Consider the following 606-nt stretch of genomic DNA (forward strand, 5'->3'; position numbering starts at 1 on the left):
CCAGCGCGTTCACGATGGCGTCGATGTCCGCAAGCCCTTGCGTCATCCCTGCGGTGATGACCGGCAGCACGCCGGCCGACAACTGGCCGGTGCCGATCTTCGAAGCGTCGAGAGTCGGAATCAGCGATGGCTTGAACAGGCCGCCGGTGAACATCGGGTTCAGCAACGGAATGCCGGAAAAGCCCGGCAGCACGGGCGCCCCGCTGCCCAGGCCGCCCGGGTGACCCATCAGGCCGGCTACGTCGGAAAAGATCGCGCCGAGCCCGTCGAGCCCGTCGAGCCCGCCAGTGACGTTCGGCCACGCCGAAATCAGTTGGCCGATGATGCTTGACCCGTCAGTGAGAAACCCGGTCAACAACGGTGCGAGGCTAAGGAATTTCGTCGGGATTGTGCCCGTCTTCGACAACCAGGCCGACGTCCACGAACTGACGCCGGCGGTTACTGCGTCGGTCTGTTCGATCCACAGCCGCGCGGTGGCCGCACCGTCAGGTACGACGTCCGCGCCGGCCATCTGTTGCCAGCCACCCGACGCGGCCGCCGAGACGCTCATCAACGACGTGCTGAACCCGACCGGGCTGCTCATGTCGATCACGAGCCCGATTTCGT

General features: G+C 65.8%; 2 protein-coding genes. One reads left to right on the plus strand and one right to left on the minus strand.

The annotated features are described in order from the left end of the window. Positions 1-358 (minus strand): hypothetical protein (locus tag A5625_RS30360; protein ID WP_232003825.1); only part of this gene is annotated, 358 nt, incomplete at its 3' end. Positions 359-389: 31 nt separating this feature from the next. On the opposite strand from A5625_RS30360, the gene A5625_RS30365 reads away from it, so the two are divergent. Further along, positions 390-606, plus strand: a 217-nt coding sequence (locus tag A5625_RS30365; protein WP_232003826.1) for a hypothetical protein, incomplete at its 3' end; no start/stop codon positions are given.

This window comes from Mycobacterium sp. 1465703.0 (genome assembly GCF_001672975.1).
Taxonomy (GTDB): domain Bacteria; phylum Actinomycetota; class Actinomycetes; order Mycobacteriales; family Mycobacteriaceae; genus Mycobacterium.